The organism is Brevibacillus reuszeri (genome assembly GCF_002897295.1).
In the GTDB taxonomy this organism is placed as follows: Bacteria; Bacillota; Bacilli; order Brevibacillales; family Brevibacillaceae; genus Brevibacillus; species Brevibacillus reuszeri_A.
Window position 1 is genome coordinate 46,920 of sequence record NZ_BEXF01000008.1, and the last position, 22,665, is coordinate 69,584.

Annotated in this window: 25 protein-coding genes; 24 read left to right on the forward strand and 1 reads right to left on the reverse strand. The window is 51.4% G+C overall.

From position 1 onward, the window contains the following. Positions 1 to 39 precede the first annotated feature (39 nt). The 22 genes from cobO to C3B52_RS14510 all read left to right on the forward strand — a co-directional run bounded on the left by cobO (position 40) and on the right by C3B52_RS14510 (position 20,666). Positions 40 to 588 (forward strand): cob(I)yrinic acid a,c-diamide adenosyltransferase, encoded by a 549-nt coding sequence (gene cobO, locus C3B52_RS14405; RefSeq protein ID WP_103106848.1) that lies wholly within the window; start codon positions 40 to 42, stop codon positions 586 to 588. Then, complete coding sequence (cobD, locus tag C3B52_RS14410) at positions 588 to 1,694, forward strand: threonine-phosphate decarboxylase CobD (protein ID WP_103106850.1); 1,107 nt, start codon at positions 588 to 590, stop codon at positions 1,692 to 1,694. Before cobO ends, cobD begins: the two co-directional genes overlap by 1 nt. Further along, complete coding sequence (gene cobU / locus C3B52_RS14415) at positions 1,691 to 2,230, forward strand: bifunctional adenosylcobinamide kinase/adenosylcobinamide-phosphate guanylyltransferase (RefSeq protein ID WP_103106852.1); 540 nt, start codon at positions 1,691 to 1,693, stop codon at positions 2,228 to 2,230. The genes cobD and cobU overlap by 4 nt, the downstream gene beginning before the upstream one ends. Beyond that, positions 2,227 to 2,967 (forward strand): adenosylcobinamide-GDP ribazoletransferase, encoded by a 741-nt coding sequence (gene cobS, locus C3B52_RS14420; protein WP_103106854.1) that lies wholly within the window; start codon positions 2,227 to 2,229, stop codon positions 2,965 to 2,967. The genes cobU and cobS overlap by 4 nt, the downstream gene beginning before the upstream one ends. Continuing rightward, on the forward strand, positions 2,964 to 3,563 hold the full coding sequence (locus C3B52_RS14425) for a histidine phosphatase family protein (protein ID WP_103106856.1): 600 nt from the start codon (positions 2,964 to 2,966) through the stop codon (positions 3,561 to 3,563). The genes cobS and C3B52_RS14425 overlap by 4 nt, the downstream gene beginning before the upstream one ends. An 18-nt stretch (positions 3,564 to 3,581) precedes the next feature. Continuing rightward, positions 3,582 to 4,541: an adenosylcobinamide-phosphate synthase CbiB gene (gene cbiB / locus C3B52_RS14430; RefSeq protein WP_103106858.1), complete on the forward strand. Its 960-nt coding sequence runs from the start codon at positions 3,582 to 3,584 to the stop codon at positions 4,539 to 4,541. A 19-nt stretch (positions 4,542 to 4,560) separates the two neighbouring features. Further along, the gene (gene cobJ, locus C3B52_RS14435; RefSeq protein WP_103106860.1) at positions 4,561 to 6,327 is read left to right on the forward strand and encodes a precorrin-3B C(17)-methyltransferase; all 1,767 of its coding nucleotides are present in this window, start codon (positions 4,561 to 4,563) and stop codon (positions 6,325 to 6,327) included. A gap of 48 nt (positions 6,328 to 6,375) precedes the next feature. Then, entirely contained in the window at positions 6,376 to 7,356 is a 981-nt protein-coding gene (locus C3B52_RS14440) for a sirohydrochlorin chelatase (protein WP_103106862.1), read from the forward strand. Positions 7,357 to 7,369: 13 nt separating this feature from the next. After that, complete coding sequence (gene cobK, locus C3B52_RS14445; RefSeq protein WP_103106864.1) at positions 7,370 to 8,137, forward strand: precorrin-6A reductase; 768 nt, start codon at positions 7,370 to 7,372, stop codon at positions 8,135 to 8,137. A 44-nt stretch (positions 8,138 to 8,181) separates the two neighbouring features. After that, complete coding sequence (locus C3B52_RS14450) at positions 8,182 to 8,832, forward strand: precorrin-8X methylmutase (protein WP_103106866.1); 651 nt, start codon at positions 8,182 to 8,184, stop codon at positions 8,830 to 8,832. A 4-nt stretch (positions 8,833 to 8,836) separates the two neighbouring features. Continuing rightward, on the forward strand, positions 8,837 to 9,973 hold the full coding sequence (locus C3B52_RS14455; RefSeq protein ID WP_103106867.1) for a cobalt-precorrin-5B (C(1))-methyltransferase: 1,137 nt from the start codon (positions 8,837 to 8,839) through the stop codon (positions 9,971 to 9,973). After that, complete coding sequence (gene cbiE / locus C3B52_RS14460) at positions 9,936 to 11,165, forward strand: precorrin-6y C5,15-methyltransferase (decarboxylating) subunit CbiE (protein ID WP_103106869.1); 1,230 nt, start codon at positions 9,936 to 9,938, stop codon at positions 11,163 to 11,165. Before C3B52_RS14455 ends, cbiE begins: the two co-directional genes overlap by 38 nt. After that, positions 11,162 to 11,872 carry a precorrin-2 C(20)-methyltransferase gene (cobI, locus tag C3B52_RS14465; RefSeq protein WP_103106871.1) on the forward strand — a complete coding sequence of 237 codons (711 nt, stop codon included), beginning with the start codon at positions 11,162 to 11,164 and terminating at the stop codon, positions 11,870 to 11,872. The genes cbiE and cobI overlap by 4 nt, the downstream gene beginning before the upstream one ends. Beyond that, positions 11,872 to 12,654, forward strand: a complete 783-nt coding sequence (gene cobM / locus C3B52_RS14470) for a precorrin-4 C(11)-methyltransferase (RefSeq protein ID WP_103106873.1) — start codon at positions 11,872 to 11,874, stop codon at positions 12,652 to 12,654. Before cobI ends, cobM begins: the two co-directional genes overlap by 1 nt. Further along, positions 12,651 to 13,793 (forward strand): cobalt-precorrin 5A hydrolase, encoded by a 1,143-nt coding sequence (locus C3B52_RS14475; RefSeq protein ID WP_103106875.1) that lies wholly within the window; start codon positions 12,651 to 12,653, stop codon positions 13,791 to 13,793. Before cobM ends, C3B52_RS14475 begins: the two co-directional genes overlap by 4 nt. Then, positions 13,790 to 15,166 carry a cobyrinate a,c-diamide synthase gene (locus C3B52_RS14480; protein WP_103106877.1) on the forward strand — a complete coding sequence of 459 codons (1,377 nt, stop codon included), beginning with the start codon at positions 13,790 to 13,792 and terminating at the stop codon, positions 15,164 to 15,166. Before C3B52_RS14475 ends, C3B52_RS14480 begins: the two co-directional genes overlap by 4 nt. After that, entirely contained in the window at positions 15,159 to 16,676 is a 1,518-nt protein-coding gene (locus C3B52_RS14485; protein ID WP_103106879.1) for a cobyric acid synthase, read from the forward strand. The genes C3B52_RS14480 and C3B52_RS14485 overlap by 8 nt, the downstream gene beginning before the upstream one ends. After that, a complete protein-coding gene (cobT, locus tag C3B52_RS14490; RefSeq protein ID WP_164684784.1) occupies positions 16,673 to 17,725 on the forward strand; it encodes a nicotinate-nucleotide--dimethylbenzimidazole phosphoribosyltransferase in 1,053 nt (350 codons plus the stop codon). The genes C3B52_RS14485 and cobT overlap by 4 nt, the downstream gene beginning before the upstream one ends. Next, positions 17,722 to 18,510, forward strand: a complete 789-nt coding sequence (gene cobA, locus C3B52_RS14495) for a uroporphyrinogen-III C-methyltransferase (RefSeq protein WP_103106881.1) — start codon at positions 17,722 to 17,724, stop codon at positions 18,508 to 18,510. Before cobT ends, cobA begins: the two co-directional genes overlap by 4 nt. A gap of 43 nt (positions 18,511 to 18,553) precedes the next feature. Further along, entirely contained in the window at positions 18,554 to 19,201 is a 648-nt protein-coding gene (locus tag C3B52_RS14500) for a precorrin-2 dehydrogenase/sirohydrochlorin ferrochelatase family protein (protein ID WP_103106883.1), read from the forward strand. A gap of 210 nt (positions 19,202 to 19,411) precedes the next feature. After that, positions 19,412 to 20,107 (forward strand): hypothetical protein, encoded by a 696-nt coding sequence (locus C3B52_RS14505; protein WP_103106885.1) that lies wholly within the window; start codon positions 19,412 to 19,414, stop codon positions 20,105 to 20,107. Beyond that, positions 20,097 to 20,666 carry a peroxiredoxin family protein gene (locus C3B52_RS14510; RefSeq protein WP_103106887.1) on the forward strand — a complete coding sequence of 190 codons (570 nt, stop codon included), beginning with the start codon at positions 20,097 to 20,099 and terminating at the stop codon, positions 20,664 to 20,666. Before C3B52_RS14505 ends, C3B52_RS14510 begins: the two co-directional genes overlap by 11 nt. A gap of 184 nt (positions 20,667 to 20,850) precedes the next feature. On the opposite strand, the gene C3B52_RS14515 is transcribed toward C3B52_RS14510, so the two are convergent. Next, a complete protein-coding gene (locus C3B52_RS14515) occupies positions 20,851 to 21,348 on the reverse strand; it encodes a cation:proton antiporter regulatory subunit (protein ID WP_103106889.1) in 498 nt (165 codons plus the stop codon). 166 nt (positions 21,349 to 21,514) lie between these two features. Here C3B52_RS14515 and C3B52_RS14520 point away from each other — a divergent pair, with 166 nt between their 5' ends. Continuing rightward, positions 21,515 to 21,769 (forward strand): hypothetical protein, encoded by a 255-nt coding sequence (locus C3B52_RS14520; RefSeq protein WP_103106891.1) that lies wholly within the window; start codon positions 21,515 to 21,517, stop codon positions 21,767 to 21,769. 127 nt (positions 21,770 to 21,896) lie between these two features. After that, positions 21,897 to 22,643 carry a copper amine oxidase N-terminal domain-containing protein gene (locus tag C3B52_RS14525; protein WP_103106893.1) on the forward strand — a complete coding sequence of 249 codons (747 nt, stop codon included), beginning with the start codon at positions 21,897 to 21,899 and terminating at the stop codon, positions 22,641 to 22,643. Positions 22,644 to 22,665 lie beyond the last annotated feature (22 nt).

The following is a 22,665-nucleotide window of genomic DNA, read 5'->3' on the forward strand; positions in this document are numbered from 1 at the left end:
AACAAGGCGTTTTTTTATTTCGATGAGGGGGTGGCTTTGTTGAGTCAGCAAGACAAAAAGCGAGGCTTGCTTTTGGTTTATACGGGTGATGGCAAGGGGAAAACGACAGCAGCTATCGGGCTGGCTGTGAGAGCGACCGGCCGTGGAAAAAAAGTATTGATGATTCAGTTCATTAAGTCACCAGAACGCACGTATGGAGAAAAGATCATTTTTGATCGGCTTGGAATCGAGATCGTGCAAAAGGGTGTCGGTTTTACATGGACAAAAACTCCAGAAGAGCATCGGGCAGCATTGAAGGAAGCATGGAGCTTTGCCCGCGAAAAGCTGATGGGCGGCGAGTACGATGTCGTCATTTTGGATGAGCTGAACAATGCCCTGGCGATCGATCGTTTCCCAATCGATGATGTGCTCCCGCTTGCCGAGGTGCTGGAGACGATCCAGAATCGTCCGCGCCACATTCACCTCGTAATTACAGGGCGCAGTGCCAAACAAGAGATTATGGACATGGCGGATTTGGTTACCGAAATGAAGCCGATCAAGCATTACTACGATGAGGGGATTCCAGCTGTGCTGGGGGTTGAATTTTAATGGGTATACTCGAGACCTACGGGCACGGCGGAGATTTGCTGTCGGCAGCCCAGCGCTTCGGTGTAGCCCCTGGCGATTTCCTCGATTACAGTGCCAATATCAATCCACTGGGAATGCCAGTTAGCGTTACGGAGATGCTGCTGGCTTCGCTGTCTGCAATCGTTCGTTATCCTGATCCGGGACATCGTTCCTTTCGCGGGGCTCTTGCTTTGCGCCTGGGACTCGGTGAAGAGTGGCTATTGCCCGCGAATGGTGCCGCAGAGGCGATGGCTTTGGCAATTTTGGGACTCAAGCCGCAAACTGTCGGTGTTGTGTATCCTTGCTTTTCGGAATATGAGCAGCTTTCCAAGCAGTTTGGCGCGCGTGTGATCGGCTGCTATGGAAAAGAGGAAAATGGCTACAAGCCTGATCAAAACGAGTTGCATGACCTGTTCGAACAGACTGATGTGGTTTTTATCGGGTCTCCGAACAATCCGACAGGGATTTTGTACGAGCCAAATGAGCTTGTGCAAATCGCGCAGTGGTCCACCGAGACAAACACTTGGCTGATTGTGGATGAGGCGTTTCTTGATTTTGTCGCAACGGAGCGGCAATTTACGCTAGCGACACAGCTGGAGCAGTATCCGCGGGTCATCCTGATGCGCTCAATGACGAAAATGTACGCCATTCCGGGTCTGCGTCTCGGCTATGCTATCGCCCATCCAGAGGTGATTGAGCAAATGCGCGGGAAACAGGTGAGCTGGAGTGTTAATTCGTTGGCTTTGCTCGCAGGTGAACTGTGCTTGCGGGAGCGCGAGTACGAGGAAAAAACACGCGCACTTGTTGCCAAGGAGCGAGCGTTCCTGTCGGAAATCATTACGCACGAGCTCGGGTGGAAGGTATGGCCCGGTGAAGCAAACTTTCTTTTGCTTCGTTCACCGAAGCATTTGCCAGCAGAGCAATTGCAAGCGCGGCTTGGCAAAAGAAGAATCCTGATTCGCAGCTGTGCCATGTATCCGGGCTTGACTGAGCATGATGTGCGTATCGCAGTCCGCAGCCGAGAAGAGAACGAAAGACTGATTGCTGCACTGCGCGAGGTCACGGAGGAAGGAAGTGGACACGCTTGAGTCTGATTGTAGTAACAGGCGGTGTCCGTTCAGGAAAAAGCCGTTTTGCCGAAGAACTGGCGGCAGAATCAGGTAGACGAGTTCTGTATGTTGCGACAGGCCAGGCATGGGATGACGAAATGCGTGCCAGAATCGAGCTGCACAAAAATCGTCGTCCAAGCGAATGGGGCTGTGTCGAGGTAGGCGGGCGCTTATCTGATTATGTAGACGTAAGTGCAGAGTACGATGTTGTATTGATTGACTGTCTCTCGACTTGGGTCAGCAATCGGTTAATGAATATTGCAGAAGAAGAATGGCGCAGCGAGAAGCATACAACGGCTCTTTTGCAGGAAGCAAAGGCTTGGCTGGGGCAGGTTCAAGCATCCAGTCAAACCGTTATCGCTGTCACCAGTGAGGTAGGGCTGGGTGGTGTCGCCATGAACCTTTTGGGAAGATGGTTCGCTGATGTGCTCGGCGACGTCAACCAGATGAGTGCGCGACAAGCGGATGTCGTCTATGCCGTCTTGTCTGGAATACCGTGGAGGATCAAGGGATGAATGCATTTTTTCACGCCATCGCCTTTTTTACCCGGATTCCGGTTCCGTGGCTGCGACCATCTGAAGCTGCCTGGAAAAAGAGTGTCAACTGGTATCCGGCTGTCGGCGTAGTGATCGGGCTTTTGCTATGGGGTGTGCATCAGGCGGGTGTGCACTTGTTTAGTCCGTGGCTCGCTGCCATTTTGACGCTGGGTGCCTGGGTTTATGTAACAGGTGGCCTTCACCTGGATGGCTGGATGGATTTGGCGGATGGGCTTGGCAGCAGCAGGCCGCGTGAGCAGGTGCTCGCGATCATGAAGGACAGCCGCGTGGGTGCGATGGGTGTCATCGCGGCGATCTTGCTGCTTCTGATCAAAGCTGGGGGTGTAGCAGAGCTGGCACATCCCGGCTGGGGAATGTTTCTGCTTTTTGTCCCGTTTGCCGCCCGTACGCACGTATTGCTATCGATTCGCCTGTGGCCTTATATATCCGCCGACAAAGGGATTGGAAAAGGAATCAGTGAAGGTCTCTCGGCTTTTTCCATTATCGTCAGCTATGTGCTTTTGCTCGGGGCTGGATGGTTTTTTGGCAGCTGGCAGGTAGTTGCAGCCATTGTGTTATCACTTGTATTTGCTCTTTTGTTTTCTCGTTCGGTTGCAAAAAAGCTTGGCGGGTTAAACGGAGATTGCTACGGAGCCGTCATCGAAAGCAGTGAGGCTGTGATGCTCCTGGTACTTGTGGGGAGCTGGTGGACATGAGATTAATCTGGGTCCGGCATGGCGAAACGGAAATAAATCGACAGAGCCGATATTTGGGACACAGTGATGTACCGCTACATGAGCACGGAAAAATGCAGGCATTGGAGCTGGCGTCTCGACTCCTGAACATAATCGAGCTTCCCAAAGCATTGTATACAAGTGACCTGCTTCGCTGTGTCCAGACAGCAGAGTCGTTATCGGCAGGATGGCAGCTGCCCGTGATGACAGTGCCTGCCCTGCGTGAATTGTCGTTTGGGGAATGGGAGCTTTTGACCTATGACGAGATTATGCAAAGGGATAGCGAGCGCGCTTCGAGGTGGTACGAAGACCCCTACAGGCAGTGTCCGCCACAGGGAGAGAGCTTGGAGAAGCTGGGCAATCGGGTGGACGAATGGCTAAAAGGGATACTGCGGGATTCGGAGCCAGAGGAAGCTGAAACGGTTGTCATCGTGACACACGGCGGAGTGATCCGCTGGGTCCAGGCAGCGTGGGTACATCAAGACCCGAGTGCTTACTGGAAAATGGATGGATTGAAGCATGGGGAGGCACTGCTTATGAGATGGGATGGGCAGCGGCTGATACAAGATTCCCTGTAGAAGTGAGAGAGGGACAACATGACTGAAATATGGATACTCTGTGCTGCCTACCTGATTGACAGGGTAGTGGGCGACCCGCGCAGCCTGCCCCATCCCGTCGTCATTATGGGCTGGTGGATTACACGACTGGAGCGTGTCATTCGTGCAGTCGTCAAGCGGGAATCACATCTGAAAATAGCAGGTATACTGTTTCCGCTCCTGATCGTTTCAGGCAGCTATATTGCGGTGTGGCTCCTATTGTGGGGTGCCTCATTCGTACATCCGCTGCTCTCATGGGCGCTGGCAGCCTGGCTGTTGTCCACGACCATCGCGACCAAAGGACTCGCGGATGCAGGGATGGAGATTGCCCGTCATCTGCTCGCTGGCGATATGGTAGCGGCGAGACACTCGCTATCCATGGTCGTGGGCAGGGATACCGAGCAGCTGGATGAACCACAAATTTGCCGTGGAGCTGTAGAAACCGTAGCGGAAAATATTGTGGATGCGATCGTCTCCCCATTATTTTATGCCGCGATCGGTGGTGCTCCGCTGGCGATGGCTTACCGAGCCGCGAATACGTTGGATTCGATGGTCGGCTATAAGAATGAAAAATATGTAAATCTCGGCTGGGCATCTGCCCGCTTTGATGATGTATTGAACTACATACCAGCACGACTTACAGCAGGGCTTTTGATTGTAGTGAGCTTTTTGATGCGGCTGGACTGGAAGCAGAGCTGGGCGATGATGCGCCGTGATGCCCATCTTCACCCAAGTCCCAACAGCGGCTTGCCTGAAGCTGGCGTAGCAGGTGCTTTGGGTGTCCAGCTAGGCGGACTCAATTACTACCAGGGAGTGTCATCCAATCGGGCGAAGCTGGGGGACCCGCACAGACCGCTTGGAGCGCAGGATATTAAGTCGACGGTCCATATGATGTATTTCGTTTCGTTGCTTTGTCTGGTTGTATGTATAGCCATTGCAGCAATGATAGATAGCGTGTGAGCAAAAGGGGGAGGACCTTATGAGCGGCAAATTGTTTGTGATCGGATTTGGCCCGGGGAGCTTTGAGCATATCACCAAACGAGCTCGGGAAGCGATTCAGGAAAGTGATGTAATTATTGGTTACTCAACGTATGTGGACTTGATCCGTGGACTGTTGACGGATCAGGAAATTGTAAGTACAGGGATGACCGAGGAAGTGACGCGTGCGCGCGAAGCGGTTCGTCAAGCCGAAGAGGAAGGAAAAAAGGTAGCCGTTATCTCCAGTGGAGACGCTGGTGTGTACGGGATGGCAGGTCTGGTCTATGAGGTGCTCGTAGAAAAAGGCTGGACAGAGGCGACAGGCGTACCAATTGAAATCGTGCCGGGGATTTCCGCGATCAACTCCTGTGGTGCGATTCTCGGAGCACCGATTATGCACGATGCCTGCACGATCAGTCTGAGTGACCACTTGACTCCGTGGGAGCTGATCGAAAGGCGGATTGATGCGGCAGGGATGGCTGACTTTGTGATCGCCTTGTACAACCCGCGCAGCGGTCGACGGACTCGCCAAATCGTAGAAGCACAGCGAATTCTGCTTCAATACCGCTCGCCAGATACTCCGGTCGGTATCGTCAAAAGTGCCTTTCGGGAGCGTGAGCACGTCGTCATTACGACATTGGCGCAAATGCTGGAGCATGATATCGGCATGCTGACGACCGTCATTATTGGGAATACGTCCACATTTGTATACGATGGCAAAATGATAACGCCGCGCGGATACCAGCGCAAATACACGCTGTCGGCTGATGAGCAGCCACTGAAGCCGCATCAGCGCTTGCGGGTAGAAAATGAGCCATGGTCACTGGAGGCAGCAAACGATACGCTCGCGTCCGCACCAGCAAATTCTGCTGCCCCTGCAAAGGATAGACCCGTGATGGTCGATGCAGAACCGGCAAAAACGGCTCCGACAAGCTCGGCTACAGGTACAGCTGTGCTGGAAGCGCCACCAGCTGTAACGGAAGAAGCAGCGGCTCCAAAGTCGCAGCCAGCCCCATTTGACTGGGCGATGCAAGCACTTACTGCAATCAACGCAGCAAAAGGAATTGCCTCTGAGCCAGCTGCGAAAACAGCAATTCGTTCAGCGTCCTCGTTTCAACCGGAAATGATTTTTGAAGTCGCGATAAGCCCAGGTGTGGCAAACAAAAAAATCACGCCGCAGCAGATGATGGCGATCGCCGAAGTGGCAGGTGAAAAAGGGGAGATCGAATACACCCCGCATCACCAGATGATTTTGCGTGTTCCTACATCCAACCCTGAGAGTGTGACGGGAATACTGCGCGAGCTGGGATTGATTTTAAGCCCAATCGGGGATGTTTTGCAGGTGAAGGCGTGCGACTTCTGCGACGGGGAGAAAAAGGACAGCATCCCTTATGCGGAGGAGCTGGCGCAAAAGCTGGGCGGCAAGGAAATGCCAAAGGAAGTAAAGATCGGCTTTAACGGTTGCGGGATGGCATGCTACAGAGCTGTACAAGAAGATATCGGAATCGTGTTTCGCAAAGGCAAGTTTGACCTGTTCCTCGGTGCCAAAACGGTCGGGCGTAACGCTCACTCAGGTCTTCAGGTAGCGGAAGGGATTCCAAAAGAAGAAATTGTGCCTCTCGTCGAGCGAATCGTTGCACGGTTCAAAAAAGAGGCATTCCCGAATGAGCGGTTCCACAAGTATTTCCAACGCGTGGGGGTAATCGAAGGCTACAAATGGCGCGAGCCTGCCAAAGAAGAAATCGAGAACGCGGCTTGCGGAGACTAAGCTCAATCCATTTATCCATAACCGATAAGAAGATGAGGAGGAACTACCATGGACGCAGTATTATTCGTAGGTCACGGAAGCAAGGACCCAGAGGGCAATGAAGAGATTCGCCAGTTTGTAAACTCACTCGCACCTGAGCTGGATGTTCCGATTATCGAAACATGCTTTTTGGAGTTCGCACGTCCTGACATGCTGTCGGGCCTGAATACATGTGTAGCGCGTGGAGCGACACGCGTAGCTGTTATTCCGATCATCCTGTTCTCCGCAGGTCATGCCAAAATTCACATCCCAGCGGCGATTGATGAGGCGAAGGAGCTTCATCCGTATGTACAGTTCATCTATGGACGTCCTATCGGTATTCACGATGAAGTGATCAACATTTTGACGACGCGTATGGAGGAAGCCGGCTTTGCTTCCGGTGAGGAGCATGAGGATCTGGCTGTGCTCGTGATCGGACGCGGCAGTAGTGACGCAGATGCCAACAGCGACATTTACAAAATGTCCCGACTGTTCTGGGAGCGCTACAAGGCGAAATGGGTAGAGACTGCATTTATGGGTGTGACCTATCCGCTCTACGATGAAGGAGTCGAGCGCTGCCTGAAGCTGGGGGCAAAACGCATCGTGCTGCTGCCGTACTTCCTGTTTACGGGAGTGCTGATCAAGCGGATGAGCGATCAGCTCGAAAAATTCCGGGAGCAATATCCAGAAGCACAGTTTGAGATGGCTGAGTATTTCGGTTTCCATCCGCTTTTAAAAGAAGTGCTTAAGGACCGTGTCGAAGAAGCTCTGCATGGCGAAGTGAAGCTCAACTGCGATACCTGTCAGTACAGACTGGCAGCGATGGAGCATATCGACCATCACCATCACCACCATGACGATGAGCATGGGCATCACCACCATCATCATGGGCACCATCATCACCATGATCATGACCACGGACACGATCATCACGACCATGATCACAGCCATGACCATGACCACGATCATGATCACAAACACGACCACAAGCATGACCACGTAACCAAGTAGGAGGGACGTTAGGATGATTCTGGTACTGGCTGGGACGAGCGATGCACGCGAGCTGGCCCTTTTGATCAAAGACAGCGGATACGATCTGTTGACGACAGTCGTGACTGACAATGCTGCCAAAAGCATGGAGGAGGCAGGTGTGCCTGTTCAGGTAGGACGCTTGACTGCTGAGGATATCCAGCAATTGATTGTTGAGAAAAGCGTGCAATGCGTGGTAGATGCCAGCCATCCCTTCGCTGAGGAAGCCTCCAAAAATGCGATGGCAGGTGCCAAGGGTGCTGGTGTCCCCTACATTCGCTACGAACGGGAAAGCTTGTCTTCGCCCGGCAGTGAAAAGCTGATTGTCGTCGAGGATTATGTACAGGCAGCTGAGCTTGCCGCTGACAAACGGGGCGTCATCATGCTGACGACTGGCAGCAAGACTTTGAAAACCTTTACGGATCGCCTGTTGGGCCTGCCTGATACGACACTGGTAGCGCGGATGCTGCCACGACTAGACAATATGGAAAAATGCGAGGAGCTTGGTCTGGAGCAGAAAAACATCGTCGCGATGCAGGGACCTTTCTCCAAGGAATTGAACAAAGCGCTCTACGATCATTACGGGGTGACACTGATGATCACCAAAGAGAGCGGAAAAGTAGGCGCTTTTGATGAAAAGGTAGAAGCGGCACTGGAAATGGGCATCGAGACAATCGTTATCGGCCGTCCGAAGATCGACTACGGAACCAAGTTTTCCGATTACGACAGTGTGCTAAAACAGCTGGGAGAGGCCGTTCAATAAATCGTTGTAATCACGTACGAAAAAACGACTGGAGGAACTAAATCATGGATTTCAAAACGGATTTCAAACCGATGACCGTACAACCGCAAGAGATCGAGGACATGAGCTTTCAAATTATTACGGATGAGCTGGGCGAGCATCCGTTTACAGAAGAACAATATCCGGTTGTTCAACGCGTGATCCACGCATCTGCTGACTTCGATCTGGGCCGCAGTCTCGTATTCCACCCGGATGCGGTGAAATCAGGGATTGAAGCGATTCGCAGCGGGAAAATCGTCGTAGCGGACGTGCAAATGGTGCAAGTCGGCATCAGTAAAAACCGTATCGAAAAGTTCGGCGGTCAGGTAAAGGTGTACATCTCTGACCGTGATGTGATGGAGGAAGCAAAACGTTTAAATACGACGCGCGCCATCATTTCGATGCGCAAAGCGATCAAGGAAGCAGACGGCGGTATCTTCTGCATTGGGAATGCGCCTACAGCCCTTTTGGAGCTGATTCGTATGGTAAAAGAAGGCGAAGCGAAGCCAGGTCTGGTTATCGGGATGCCTGTTGGTTTCGTATCCGCAGCAGAGTCCAAGGAAGAGCTGGCGAAGCTGGACATTCCATTCATCACAAACATCGGGCGCAAAGGCGGAAGCCCGGTAACAGTAGCAGCTCTGAATGCGATTTCCATCATGGCGGAACGGTTGGGCTAAACCTATGGCGGCCAAAGCAGCAACGGACGAAAAAGAGGCAAAACCCCTCCGCCATGGATATACGACGGGATCATGTGCAACGGCGACGACCAAGGCTGCTTTGATAGCGCTGATTACACAGGAGCAGCAAAGTGAAGCCACAATTCGTTTGCCGATTGGCGAGTATGTTACTTTCCAGATGGAAAGCTGCGAATTCACGTCAGAAAAGGCTACAACGGCTACGATCAAGGACGGCGGAGACGACCCGGATGCGACACACGGTGCGTTGATTTTGAGCACGGTGGAATGGACGGATGAGCCTGGAATCATCCTTGATGGCGGGATTGGCGTAGGACGGGTGACCAAGCCAGGGTTGCCCGTTTCTATCGGTGAGGCGGCGATCAATCCTGTCCCGCGCAAAATGATTCGGGAAACCGCTCAAGCCGTTCTAGATGAATATGAAGTCGAACGCGGAATCAAAATTGTTATTTCCGTACCGGCAGGCGAGGAAATAGCCAAAAAAACGTTAAATGGACGACTCGGCATACTCGGAGGCATCTCCATTTTGGGGACGCGCGGCATCGTGGTGCCGTTTTCCACTTCTGCCTATAAAGCGAGTGTGGCGCAAGCAATCAACGTCGCCAAGGAAGCAGGCTGTGATCATATCGTGCTATCAACGGGCGGCAAGAGCGAATCGTTCGGAATTGCGACCTACCCGGAGCTGACGGAGGAAGCGTTTGTGGAAATGGGCGATTTCGTCGGTTTTTCGCTTACGCAATGCAAACGAAAGCAGATGAAAAAGGTCACGCTGGTCGGGATGATGGGCAAATTCTCTAAGGTGGCGCAAGGTGTGATGATGGTTCATTCCAAAAGCGCACCGGTTGACTTCGGATTCCTCGCCCAGATGGCGAGAGATGCGGGAGCGCCGCAGGAAACAATCGATGAGATATTGGGAGCCAACACAGCTTCTCAGGTAGGCGATCTGATGGCGGATACCCCGGCCTTTTTTGAGATCATGTGCGCCAATTGCTGTCGTGCGGCTCTCAAAGAGGTTGGCGGCGGCATCGCGGTCGAAACCATCATCATTTCAATGAAAGGGTCCCTGTTGGGAAGGGTGACGATCGATGACACAGACAATGAAAGTGATCGGGATCGGGGATGACGGACAAGCGAGTTTGTTGCCGTTGTACCAGACATGGATAGAAGAGTGTGAACTGTTGGTCGGAGGAGAGCGGCACCTCGCCTTTTTTCCAGAGCATACAGGTGAAAAGCGCGTGCTGAAGGGCGGACTCACCGCTATGGTCGAGGAGCTGCGTACGGAGACGCGCAAGACAGTCATTCTGGCTTCTGGTGACCCGCTCTTTTACGGGATCGGCAGCCTTTTGGCAAAGAAGCTGAATGTCGAGATCTACCCGCATCTCAGCTCCATCCAGCTAGCTTTTGCCAAAATGGGTGAAGCATGGCAGGATGCTACACTCGCAAGCGTACATGGACGTAGCATCAAAGGTCTGGCGCAGCGCATCGACGGCAAAGAAAAGGTCGCGCTGTTGACCGATCTGGAAAACTCGCCGTCTGCAATTGCCCGTTACCTGCTTTCTTTTCAGATGACGGAGTATGATGCTTTCGTAGCTGAAAATCTGGGGAGCGCAGATGAGAAAACAGGCTGGTATTCGCTTGAGGAAATGGCTGATGGCGTGTTTTCAGATCTGAATGTCGTGATCTTGAAAAAACGTCGTCCAAGCCCTGTATGGCCGTTCGGAATTGCGGACGAGGAATTTTCCCAACGCAAGCCGGACAAGGGCTTGATTACAAAAAAAGAAGTGCGCATTCTGAGCATCGCTCAGCTGCAATTGCACGCCAAAAGCATCGTGTGGGACATCGGCACCTGCACAGGCTCGGTCGCGATCGAAGCAGCACGTATCGCACGGGAAGGCGCAGTATACGGCGTCGAGAAAAACGCGGATGATCTGGAAAACTGCCGTCAGAACATGGCAAAGTTTCGGACTGATTTGACGGTCATCAATGCACGCGCACCAAAGGGCTTGGATGAATTCCCAGACCCGGATGCCGTCTTTATCGGTGGCAGCGGCGGAGAGCTGCGCGAACTGTTGAACATTTGCTGCACGCGTCTGCGCCCAGGTGGAAGAATCGTCGTCAATGCAGCTACGATCGAGACGTTGTATGAAGCGACACAAGCCTTTGCAGCAGAAGGCTTCGAGACATCAGTGACACTGGCGCAGCTATCGCGCAGTAAACCAATTTTATCGTTGACGCGGTTTGAGGCATTGAACCCGATCTATATCATCACCGCCTGGGCCAAGCAGGAGGAAGAACAAGGAGGAGACAACAAGTGAGCAAGATCGGAACACTGTACGGACTAGGAGTAGGTCCTGGCGATCCTGAATTAATTACCGTCAAGGCATTTCGCCTGTTGCAGCAATCACCTGTTATCGCGTACCCGAAAAAACGGATGGGCAGCAAAAGCTACGCACACCAAATCGCGGAGCTGTATGTGCAGCCAGGTGACAAGGAAATGCTCGGATTGGTATTCCCAATGACGCGGGATAAAGAAATTTTGGAGCGCGAATGGAATAAGACTGTCGAGATCGTGTGGGAGCGTCTATCCGAGGGCAAGGATGTCGCGTTTGTAACCGAGGGCGACCCGATGTTTTACAGCACCTTCATCCACATGATGCGCGTCATGCATGAAGAACATCCAGAGGTACCTGTTGTGACGGTCCCAGGTGTTTCTTCGTTCTTGGGAGCGGCATCTCGCTTCAATCTACCTCTTGCGGATGGGGATGAACAGATCGGAATCATTCCGGCCACAGAAGACAAGGAAGCGATGCGGAAAGCGATTGAGAATCACGATACGGTCGTTTTCCTTAAAGTAGCTAAGGTTCTGCCGATGATCATCGGCTTGCTAAAAGAAATGGGTCTGGCAGAAAAAGCGGCTGTGGCGACGAAGGTTACGTCCGCCGAGGAAATGGTTTGGACGGACATGCGGGTGCTGGAGCGCGCAGAGCTTAGCTATCTTACACTGATGGTGGTGAAAAAATAATGAAACTGTACATAGTAGGAGCGGGTCCTGGCGACCCGGATTTGATTACCGTAAAAGGCTTGAAGCTTTTGCAAAAAGCTGATGTGATTTTGTATACCGATTCACTTGTAAACGAAGACCTGGTGGGGCTCTGCAATCCTGACGCGGAGGTGCTGCACAGCTCCGGCATGGCATTGGAAGAAATGGTAGAGCTGATGGTAGATCGAATCGGCAAAGGCAAGACGGTAGTTCGCTTGCATACCGGTGACCCGTCTGTTTACGGCGCAATCATGGAGCAGATCGCCTTGCTTAAAGCAGAGGGCATCGAGGTCGAGATCGTTCCAGGTGTCAGCTCCGTATTTGCAGCAGCAGCGGCAGTCGGTGCCGAGCTGACGATCCCAGAGCTGACGCAGACACTGATCCTTACTCGTGCCGAAGGACGTACACCTGTACCGGAAAGAGAAAAGCTGCGTGCACTAGCTGAGCATCACTGCACACTTGCTTTGTACCTCAGTGCGACCTTGACCAAAAAGGTTGTGCGCGAGCTGGTTGAAGCAGGCTGGAGCGAGGATACGCCAGTAGCAGTCGTGCAACGGGCGAGCTGGCCAGATCAATTGATTGTTCGTACTACGCTGAAAAACTTGGACGAAGACATGGGCAAAAACGGCATCCGCAAGCACGCGATGATTTTGGCGGGCTGGGCGCTCGACCCGGACATTCACGAAAAGAGCGAGCAGTACCGTTCCAAGCTGTATGACAAAACCTTCACACACGGCTACAGAAAAGGTGTGAAGGAAGTATGATCATCGAGCTGAAAGAAGGCGAAATCCCTGCGATTCAGCAAACGGGAGAGTATGCCATCGTCGCGATTACGAAGCACGGCGTAGAAATTGCTCGCGATCTGAATCAAAAATTTCCTGGAACTGATCTGTACTACATGAGCAAGTTTGCTCGCGGCGATGAGGAAGCGCGTGGCATTCAGCTTTTTAGTGGCAGTGTGCGGATGCTGTTTCCTGCGCTTTGGCCAGTTTACAAGGGGCTCATTATTATCATTTCCCTCGGAGCGGTTGTACGCATGATCGCTCCGTTGCTCGAGGATAAAAAGAAAGATCCGGGCGTCGTCGTCATCGATGACCGGGGAGAAAATGTAATCAGCGTACTGTCCGGTCATTTGGGTGGAGCAAACGAGCTGACACATGAGGTGGCAGCTATCATGGGGGCACGTGCAATCATTACGACTGCATCCGATGTGCAAAAAACAATCCCTGTCGATCTGTTCGGACGCCGCTTTGGCTGGGAATGGGATTCCGATGAAAAGCTGACTCCTGTGAGTGCTTCCGTTGTAAATGAAGAGCAAGTAGCCGTCGTGAACGAATCAGGTGAACGTGATTGGTGGATGCATGACGCACCGATGCCGCCATCGATCAAGGAGTACCCTTCTATTGCGGCAGCCCAGGCCGCTTCGCCACATGCAGCACTCGTCGTTTCGCACCGCTTGCTCACTCCAGAGGAACAGACGATTTTGAACAACGGTGTCCTGTATCGCCCAAAGGTCATCGTGCTCGGCATGGGCTGCAATCGCGGCACCTCGGCGGACGAGATCGAGGCGGTTATCAAGGAAACATTGGATGAGCTGCAATTCTCGATTAAAAGCGTCAAGGCACTGGCAACGATCGAGTTGAAAAAAGACGAAGAGGGCCTGATTGCCGTTTGTGAAAAATACGGCTGGCCTTTTGTGTACTATTCTCCTGAGCAGCTGAATCAGGTGGAAATCAGCGACCCGTCAGATACGGTCTTTAAATTTACGGGTGCGTACGGAGTCAGCGAGCCGGCAGCCAAGCTATATGCAGGAGTAAGCGAGCTGGTGCTGACCAAGAAAAAATCGGGTAATGCGACGATTTCTGTAGGATTGATGCCTTATCACGAGGAGGGACGCTCATGACTGACAGCCGCCGTATCGTTATCGCCGGAACAGGCAGTGGAGCAGGGAAAACGACTGTCACCATCGGGCTAATGGCTGCTTTGAAGCGAAAAGGCCATACCGTACAAGGATTCAAATGCGGTCCTGACTATATCGATCCAACGTACCATACGGCAGTGACGGGCAGAGCATCCCGCAATCTGGACAGCTTTATGCTTTCCCATGACATCGTACGGGAAATATTCGTTCGGGGCAGTGCCGGAGCGGACATTTCCATCATTGAGGGTGTCATGGGCATGTACGATGGCAAGGAAGCGACCAGCGACAAAGGGAGCACAGCCGAAATCAGCATTTTGACAGAGTCACCCGTTATACTCGTCGTCAATTGCCAAAGCATGGCGCGTAGTGCAGCTGCCATTGTCAAAGGCTTTCAGCTGCTTAATCCGCAAGCGAGAATCGTTGGTGTCATCGCAAACAAGCTCGGCAGCGACGGACATTACAAAATCATCAAGGCAGCAATTGAGCAGGAGTGCGGAATCCCTGTCGTGGGCTATTTGAAGCGGGAAAATGAACTCGAGATCCCTGAGCGCCATCTCGGTCTGGTTCCATCTGTCGAGCGAGGCGAGCTGACACCGCTTTTTGACAAGCTAGCTGATTTGATTGCGGAGTCCGTAGACTTAGAGCTGGTCTGGGAGCTTGCCAAAGCAAAACCGCTGCAGGCGGAGCCGAAGCTGTTTGCTCCAAAAGAAGCGACTGCTGCCGTAACGATTGCGGTAGCCAAGGACCCTGCATTCCATTTTTACTATCCGGAAAATCTGGAGCTGCTTGAAGCATACGGTGCCAAGCTTGCCTTTTTCTCGCCGCTTGCTGGCGAAGGTGTGCCTGCTCATGCGGACGGGCTGTACATCGGAGGCGGATTTCCTGAGGAGTTCGCTGCCCAGCTGTCACAAAGCGAAGAGGTCCTGAATTCGGTGCGCACAGCCATCAAGAATGGTTTGCCGACACTTGCCGAGTGTGGCGGATACATGTTCTTGACGGAAGCGATTGTAACGACTGATGGAGAGCGTTATCCGATGGTAGGCCTGATTCCAGGACAAGTCACGATGCAAAAGAAGCTGGCAGCACTTGGCTATCGCGAGGTGCGCGGAAAAGAAGGCAACTTCCTGATCAGTACAGAGGAACAGGCAAAAGGTCACGAGTTCCACTATTCCACCTATAGGGCAGAAGCAGAGCTACCTCACGCCTACGAGACGAAAGGACTACGGGGAACCAAGCCGGAAGGGTACGCCGAAGGTAATTTGGTCGCAGGATATACACATCTGCATTTTGGCTCGAATCCAGAGCTGGTAAAAAGGTGGCTGAACCGCTGCGTGGAGGTGGGGGAGCGTGCATAAAAGCCTCCCGCTGATGATTCAGGGCACGAGCTCGGATGCAGGAAAAAGTGCAATCGCGACAGCGTTGTGCCGCATTTTTGCCCAGGATGGCTACAAGACGGCTCCGTTTAAATCGCAAAACATGGCATTGAACTCATACGTGACCTTGGACGGAAAAGAAATTGGGCGAGCACAGGGTGTTCAGGCTGAAGCAGCGGGGATTCTTGCCACGACGGACATGAATCCGATTTTGATCAAACCAACCCGCGACTCTGAATCGCAAATTGTGGTAAACGGCGAGCCATATAGAAATATGAAGGCATTTGCCTATCGCCAGGAATTTTTTGACGAGGGGCTTCGCATTATCGAGGAAGCGTACCAAAGACTGTCAGCCTCATACGAGCGGATTGTGATTGAGGGAGCTGGTAGTCCGGCTGAAATCAATCTGAATGACCGTGAGCTGGTGAACATGCGCGTCGCCCGGTTGACCAATGCCCCTGTCATTTTGGTAGCGGACATTGAGCGTGGCGGAGTTTTTGCCAGCCTCGTCGGAACATTGCAACTGCTGGAGCCAGCGGATCGTGATCGTGTCATCGGAGTGATCATCAACCGTTTCCGCGGAGATGTGACCCTTTTGCAGCCAGGTCTGGACTGGTTCGAGGAGTATACAGGCAAGCCAGTGCTCGGTGTGGTACCGTTCATTCCCGATTTGTGGATCGACGCGGAGGATTCGCTGATTCTGCATAAATATCATGGACAGCGAGAGACACCGCGAGAGATTGATATCGCTGTGCTGCGCTACCCGCGCATTTCCAATTTTACGGATGTCGATCCGTTTTTTGTGGAGCCAGATTGTCGGATGCGCTTCGTTACGAGAGTCGAGGAGCTCGGGGAGCCTGATCTGATCGTGCTGCCTGGAAGTAAAAATACGCTGGAGGACCTGCAATTTTTACGCGATACTGGGCTTGCAGCGAAGGTCCAGATGCTCCATAAAAGCGGAAGAAGCTATGTTGTCGGCTTGTGCGGCGGGTACCAGATGCTGGGTGAGTCCATCCACGATCCAGAGGGAGTAGAGTCTCCGCTAAAAGAGCTCGATGGTCTGGGATTGATCCCGATGATCACGACAATGGAAAAAAAGAAAACAACCGTCTTGTCCCGGGGGGAAGCAGTTTTTGCCGGAGAGAACATAACGGTCGAAGGCTACGAGATTCACATGGGACAGTCCGTTTATGGAACAAATGATTCGCCGTTTATCCAAATGGGGGAGCGGATAGAAGGGTACTGTCAGGAAGAGCGTCAACTGATCGGAACCTACTTCCACGGCTTGTTTCATAATGATCGGCTCCGTACCCTTTTGCTGAATACAATCAGGGAGAAAAAAGGACTATCGCCACTTGAAGATCGGCCATCCTTCGTTGCTCTTCGGGAACAAGGCTACGATCTTTTGGCTGATACCGTTCGGAGCCACGTGCGATTGGATGTTATCGAAGAGCAGATGAGGGCTTATCAGGAAAAAGAGGTGCGTTTATGATGGCTAGCTTGGAAAAACAACACAGAACGATAGAACCAGTGGACCACGAGGCCAGAGAGCAGGCAAGACAGCATGTGGACCAATTGACCAAGCCGCTTGGCAGCTTAGGACGCCTAGAGGAGCTGGCAATCGAGCTGGCTGGGATGACAGGAGAGGCATTTCCGGTAGTGACGCCACCTGGAGTTCTTGTCTTTGCGGCTGACCACGGGGTTGCGGTGGAGGGCGTATCTGCCTATCCGCAAGAAGTCACAGCGCAAATGGTCCTGAACATGGCTCATGGCGGTGCCGGCATCAACGTTTTTGCCCGCCAAATTGGTGCACTCCAAAAAATCGTGGACGTAGGAGTGCTTGCTCCTGTAGAGGCGCCTGGTGTATACAGTAAACGAATTCGTGCAGCCTCTGGAAATATGCTACGGGAAGCTGCGATGTCAACAGAAGAAGCCGAACGCTCTCTTGCAGTCGGGATCGAAATGGCTGAAGCTATCATTAATGAAGGCGCCAAGGTGTTGATTGTCGGTGAGGTAGGGATTGGCAACACGACAGCATCCAGCGCCGTTTTGGCTGCTTTGACGGGGGCAGACCCACAGGAAATCGTCGGACGTGGGACTGGGCTCGACGATGCTGGCTGGCAACGTAAAAAGGCGGTTGTCAGAGAAGCACTTGCTCTGCACAAGCCTGATGCTGACAAGCCGTTAGAGGTATTGGCCAAGGTTGGAGGGCTGGAAATCGGAGCGATGGCAGGTTCTATTCTGGGTGCAGCCTCCAGACGAGTTCCTGTCTTGCTGGACGGATTTATCGCGACGGTAGCGGCACTTTTGGCTGTGAAAATCGATGCAGGCGTATCTGATTATTTGATCGCAGGACATCGCTCGCAGGAGCCAGGTCATGCCTTTGTACTGCAGGCACTTGGCAAAGAGCCGTTGCTTGATCTGCATCTGCGCCTAGGTGAGGGAAGCGGAGCGGCAGTCGCTTTCCCGATAGTCGAGGCAGCTACTCGCATGCTCAAAGAGATGGCGACATTTGCATCCGCAGGAGTAAGTGACCGATGAGAGAAGTGGGTAAAGTATATCTCGTCGGTGCTGGCCCTGGTGATCCCAAGCTGATTACGGTAAAAGGAATGGAATGCTTGCAGCAAGCAGACGTCGTCGTTTATGATCGGCTTGCGAACCCGGCGTTGCTGGAGTACGCCCCCAAAACGGCTGAGCGCATCTACTGTGGCAAGCTGCCTGATCATCATACGATGAGGCAGGAATCCATCAACGAGCTTTTGGCCGAAAAAGCGCTGGAAGGAAACATCGTTGTACGGTTAAAAGGCGGCGATCCATGTGTATTTGGACGTGCAGGGGAAGAGGCAGAGCATCTGGCAGAGCGAGGAATCTCCTTTGAGATTGTGCCAGGGGTAACAGCAGGCATTGCTGCTTCTGCTTATGCCGGAATTCCCGTGACGCACCGCGATCATGGCTCATCCTTTGCAGTCGTTACGGGACATTTACGTGAGGATAAACCGGAGCTTGCGGTTGATAAGTGGCGCGCGCTTGCGGGTGGAATTGATACAGTTGCTTTTTACATGGGTGTTGCAAATCTTCCGCTCATTCGCACACAGCTTATGCTTCATGGTCGTGATCCGCAGACGCCTGTGGCCGTGATCGCATGGGGAACGCTCCCGAATCAAACGACCGTTACAGGTACCTTGGAAAATATCGAGGAGCGAGTCGCAGAAAATCCGCGCATTTCCAATCCGGCGATTATTTTGGTCGGGGATGTCGTGAAAATGCGGGAGAAAATAAACTGGTTTGAAAAGACTCTCGGTGCAGAATCAATTACGCACAGCTAAAATGAATGAATCGGCAAGCATATCCGAACAGGAGGGACCCTAGATGCCATACTATCCGATGATGGTTCAGCTGCGACAAAAGCGCTGTCTGATTGTGGGCGGAGGTCAGATTGCCGAGCGCAAAATCGGCAGTCTCCTGGCTGCTGGAGCAGATGACGTGATCGTAGTTAGTCCCACTGTTACGGATACGATAGCAGCGTGGGGGCAAAGCCGGAAAATGGTAGTTCATCTCCGTCCTTTTGAACCAGCGGACGTACAGGATGCGGTCATTGTCATCGCAGCGACGAATGATTCAGCAGTTAATCTCGCCGTTCACGACGCCTGCCTGCCATACCAGTGGATCAACATCGTAGATCGACCTGAGCTGTGCACCTTCACCGTCCCCTCTCTCGTAGAACGCGGAGACCTGCAAATCGCCATTTCTACCAGCGGCCACAATCCCGGTCTGGCCAAAAAGCTGCGCCGCCAGATAGAACAATGGATTGGCCCCGAATACGAAGCGTACACCCTGTTTCTAGGAGAGATGAGACGACAAGTGCGTACACTTGACCTACCTGAAAAAGACAAGCGAGCCATTCTATCAGAGCTCTTGGACGACCGATTTCTGCACTGGACCCAAATAGGTGAAACCTGGCGAAGAGATCAGGAAGCGGCAATGCTCCTAAAGACAAAAGACGTAAAGAATAAGTGAAGCGAAAAGCTCCTGCTATTTAAGCGGGGGCTTTTTTCCTTTACAACTGAAGCTCTCAGGCAACCTCTGCAGATCTCCTGTGAAAAGGGAATACAAAGATAGGGCCAAGCATTTCTTTATCCCCCGTTTCCTGATATGGTGAGAGAATACATGCGTTGATGCATCATGCTTTAGTAGAGTAACGGATAACAGACAGGGAGGAAACCACAATTGTCTGACGCTTTTCAGCTGGGTCCATTTATATTGAAAATGAGTATGCTGGCAGCAGTCGTTTCACTGGCTTGCGGTTTTTTTGCGATTACGTTGCGACTAAAAAAAGAGAAGGTAGAGCGAGCGCCAATCATTGAGATGCTGAGCAATTCTGTCTTCCTGGCGTTTTTGGTCTGGAAGCTAAGCTATATTCTCGTTCACTTTTCCAAAGCAATCGAAAACCCATCGTCTATCCTATATTTCTCAGGGGGAGAGAGCGGTGCTTGGCTGGCCGCTGTGGTAGTGGGGATTTATCTTGTGCGCAGTATACGGAAAAAAGCTATCCCGGTTCATCTGGTCGTTCTTGCCAGTGCAGCAGGCTTTTTGGCTGCAAGCGGCGTATACCATTTGCTTACCGTATTCCTGGAAAATAGTGATAGGTGGTATCATGTTCAGCAGGTCATCAGTAGTGCGATATTTCTCTGGTGGCTGTTTACCAGCAAGCAGGATCAAACGACAATGTCTTTCTGGTTGACTCTTTTACTCTGGTTTGGAATCAGTCAAGTCTATGTTCGATTTTTTATAGATGCAAGAAATGCTTTATTTCTTGGGCTTTCGAAGACGCAAATGACTTTCTATTTGCTATCGCTTCTCACTTTATTTTTGTCTACACGGCTCCAGACTCCTGTAACCGGAGGATCAACTGATGAAACGTAAAAATGCACTTGCAGCTATTGTGCTGTTAGGATTACTCGCTTGGGGAATAGTGGATACTGGGAAAGCACCTACAGCGCCAGCCCAACCGGGTGATGCCGAGCAGGCGGCTGGACAGGGGAACAAAACAGTTGGAATCGAAAAAGGAAATCTGGCCCCTGATTTTGAATTACAGGCGCTACGTGGAGGGCAGATAAAGCTCTCTGAATTACGGGGAAAAAAGGTGATTGTAAACCTGTGGGCAACCTGGTGTCCTCCGTGCCGAGCGGAGATGCCGGACATGCAGAGCTTTTATGAGGAAAATAAAGAAAAAGGGGTCGTTATTCTTGGTGTCAATCTGACCCCGACGGAAACCAACCCAGAGGCTGTTTCTAGCTTTGTAGAGGCGTATGGCATTTCGTTTCCGATTCTGATGGATGTCGATAAGCAGGTATCGAATGTGTACAAGGCGATTTCGATCCCTACGAGCTTTATCATCGATTCAAACGGAGTGATTCAAAATAAATTTATAGGACCGATGAATCAGGAAATGATGGAGAATATGCTGTCTGTGATTGAATGAAAAACTGACAGCCTGTTGTGGGCTGTCAGCTTGTTTGTTTCCGTAACGTATAGGAACTTATAAGCGTGTGACGCTTATGAATTCCGGAGCGCATGGAAACTTTCCGCTAAACGCGGTCGCTCCTCCATGAGGAAGCCTCGATAGAGGTTTTCTTATGCAAAATCACTCGGATGAGATGGCGTTGTTATTTACCCTCAGTGCAGAGTATGGCTTTTAGCGCTTGTACTTGCTTGCGCTCACCTGCAACGACCAGGGTAGCTCCTGTACAGAGGATGTACTCAGGACCGGGGTTGATCGTTTGGCGATGGTCTTTTTCAATAACGGCAATAATCGTTGCACCCGTTTCTTGACGGACATCGAGCTCGCCAATCGTTTTGCCAATTGAAGCAGAGCCATTCTGGATTTTGTACCATTCGATAATGAGCTTGTCCAATGCGACCTCGACCGTTTCCAATGCCGTTGGCTGATAGGTCAATCCGCCGACGATCGCAGCGATTTTTCTCGCTTCGTCATCATCGAGGGTAATCATGGAAATGGTTTCGTCTGCATCGTCATTGTCAAAATGGTACATTTCTCTGCGACCATCATCGTGAATAACAACGACAAGTTTATCCCCGCTTTTTGCTTCAACTTGGTACTTCCTTCCGATCCCTGGCAAATCGGATTCTCTAATCGAGAACATACAGCAGTCTCCTTTACTAACTTCTGGTTGTTCAGCTGAAATAACCGATACCTTATTTATTATACATGAAGTGGCATCACGATACATGCATATGAAAACAAACGCACGAAAATAGGATTTTGCTCCTTGTGAGCGATGAATGAAGATGGAGTAAGGGTGATGAACAATGGCAAACAAACAGTATCGCTTAACAGAAGCTGAGTGGCATTTTATATCCGAAATGCGTGAAATTGATATGGATGGATTACTAGATATCGTGATTGCCTTGCGGAGTGAAGTGAGGGAGCTGGAGAAAAAAGCTGAGCTGATCCGCGATCGTGAAAGTGAAAGCTGGCAGGCAGATTATCAAAAGACGCAGAAACGGATCAATCATTTGCGGCAGTTTGAACACGATATTCGAAAAACCTGGCCAATTGAGTAAGGGTGGGAAAAAGTGGTAAGGAAAAATTCGAAGGTTGACATACGTTCGACACGTTCAATAGGTAAAGTAGGATATGTACATAGCGACACGTATAGAAATACACAACCGGAAGAATGGAGGACTTTCCATGTTTAAAAAACAGTACCTGGCGATTGCATCTGCGTTGGTTCTTACCGTAGGATTATTTCCGACAAGCTCTTCTGCATCTGTTGCGACGAAGAATTTGCAAGCAAAGTACAACAATATCAAAGTGCTGTATAACGGTGCTTCCGTTCCGACAACAGTCGAGCCTTTCATTGTAAATGGTACTACCTACATTCCGCTTCGCATGATGGCAGGCGTGTTCAACAAAGACATCACGTGGGATGGAACTACCTATACCATTAACGTAAAGGATCAGGCAGATTCACAGCACGCAGCTGAACTTGCAGCACGCGATGCACAAATCAGAACCTTGCAATCCAAAATCGACAGCTTGAACAAAGAGATTGCTGATTTGGAAGACGATCTCGATAAAAAGAAAAATAATGACGATGACGATTTCGATGATCGTTTGTATGATTTGGAAAAGCAATTGAATAAAGACTATGGTGACTTCCAAGATCTCGAGTGGGATATCACGCTCGATGGAGATGAAGACGAGATTGAAGTCGAAATCGAGATCGACCTCGATGAATATGGAGACGATTTCGATGATCTGGATGATTCCGATTTCGAAGACCTGGTTGAAGATATCGTAAACGACATCTGGGATGAATTCGATGACGCAGATGTAACTGGTAAAATCATCGACAGCGACACTGGCAAGAAAAAATACGATTTCGAAGGCGAAGTTGACGATGAGGACATCTACTTCGATGGCAGCTTGATCTAACAACGTTCTCCAAAGCCTTGCT

What these genes read in the sequence shown, in the direction of transcription:
- cobD (WP_103106850.1), top strand. Translation starts at nt 588, where the DNA reads ATGGGTATACTCGAGACCTACGGGCACGGCGGAGATTTGCTGTCGGCA.
- cobS (WP_103106854.1), top strand. Translation starts at nt 2,227, where the DNA reads ATGAATGCATTTTTTCACGCCATCGCCTTTTTTACCCGGATTCCGGTT.
- C3B52_RS14425 (WP_103106856.1), top strand. Translation starts at nt 2,964, where the DNA reads ATGAGATTAATCTGGGTCCGGCATGGCGAAACGGAAATAAATCGACAG.
- cbiB (WP_103106858.1), top strand. Translation starts at nt 3,582, where the DNA reads ATGACTGAAATATGGATACTCTGTGCTGCCTACCTGATTGACAGGGTA.
- cobJ (WP_103106860.1), top strand. Translation starts at nt 4,561, where the DNA reads ATGAGCGGCAAATTGTTTGTGATCGGATTTGGCCCGGGGAGCTTTGAG.
- C3B52_RS14440 (WP_103106862.1), top strand. Translation starts at nt 6,376, where the DNA reads ATGGACGCAGTATTATTCGTAGGTCACGGAAGCAAGGACCCAGAGGGC.
- cobK (WP_103106864.1), top strand. Translation starts at nt 7,370, where the DNA reads ATGATTCTGGTACTGGCTGGGACGAGCGATGCACGCGAGCTGGCCCTT.
- C3B52_RS14450 (WP_103106866.1), top strand. Translation starts at nt 8,182, where the DNA reads ATGGATTTCAAAACGGATTTCAAACCGATGACCGTACAACCGCAAGAG.
- C3B52_RS14455 (WP_103106867.1), top strand. Translation starts at nt 8,837, where the DNA reads ATGGCGGCCAAAGCAGCAACGGACGAAAAAGAGGCAAAACCCCTCCGC.
- cbiE (WP_103106869.1), top strand. Translation starts at nt 9,936, where the DNA reads ATGACACAGACAATGAAAGTGATCGGGATCGGGGATGACGGACAAGCG.
- cobM (WP_103106873.1), top strand. Translation starts at nt 11,872, where the DNA reads ATGAAACTGTACATAGTAGGAGCGGGTCCTGGCGACCCGGATTTGATT.
- C3B52_RS14475 (WP_103106875.1), top strand. Translation starts at nt 12,651, where the DNA reads ATGATCATCGAGCTGAAAGAAGGCGAAATCCCTGCGATTCAGCAAACG.
- C3B52_RS14480 (WP_103106877.1), top strand. Translation starts at nt 13,790, where the DNA reads ATGACTGACAGCCGCCGTATCGTTATCGCCGGAACAGGCAGTGGAGCA.
- cobT (WP_164684784.1), top strand. Translation starts at nt 16,673, where the DNA reads ATGATGGCTAGCTTGGAAAAACAACACAGAACGATAGAACCAGTGGAC.
- cobA (WP_103106881.1), top strand. Translation starts at nt 17,722, where the DNA reads ATGAGAGAAGTGGGTAAAGTATATCTCGTCGGTGCTGGCCCTGGTGAT.
- C3B52_RS14500 (WP_103106883.1), top strand. Translation starts at nt 18,554, where the DNA reads ATGCCATACTATCCGATGATGGTTCAGCTGCGACAAAAGCGCTGTCTG.
- C3B52_RS14510 (WP_103106887.1), top strand. Translation starts at nt 20,097, where the DNA reads ATGAAACGTAAAAATGCACTTGCAGCTATTGTGCTGTTAGGATTACTC.
- C3B52_RS14515 (WP_103106889.1), bottom strand. Translation starts at nt 21,348, where the DNA reads ATGTTCTCGATTAGAGAATCCGATTTGCCAGGGATCGGAAGGAAGTAC.
- C3B52_RS14520 (WP_103106891.1), top strand. Translation starts at nt 21,515, where the DNA reads ATGGCAAACAAACAGTATCGCTTAACAGAAGCTGAGTGGCATTTTATA.
- C3B52_RS14525 (WP_103106893.1), top strand. Translation starts at nt 21,897, where the DNA reads ATGTTTAAAAAACAGTACCTGGCGATTGCATCTGCGTTGGTTCTTACC.